Origin of the sequence: Arthrobacter sp. SIMBA_036 (genome assembly GCF_046535135.1) — a bacterium.
Taxonomy (GTDB): Bacteria; Actinomycetota; Actinomycetes; order Actinomycetales; family Micrococcaceae; genus Arthrobacter.
Map to the genome: position 1 here is coordinate 1 of NZ_JAWRXG010000393.1, position 246 is coordinate 246.

The following is a 246-nucleotide window of genomic DNA, read 5'->3' on the forward strand; positions in this document are numbered from 1 at the left end:
GAGCATATGAAGACGGCGGAGAAGGATACCGTCGATTCGGTATTCACCGTCAACGGTTTCAGTTTTGCGGGGCGCGGTCAAAACGCCGGACTCGTTTTCGTGAAGCTCAAACCGTATGAGCAGCGTCAACGTGCGTCACAAAAGGTCGCCGCACTGATCGAGCGCACCGCCGCGCATTATTCGCGGTACAAGGATGCGGTCGTGATTCCGTTCAATCCGCCGTCGATTCCGGAGCTCGGCACCGCG

1 protein-coding gene is annotated in these 246 nt (G+C 58.1%); it reads left to right on the forward strand.

Features of this window, described 5'->3' with window-relative positions; genetic code table 11:
* Positions 1-246 (forward strand): efflux RND transporter permease subunit (locus SB659_RS20285; protein WP_410551733.1); only part of this gene is annotated, 246 nt, incomplete at both ends.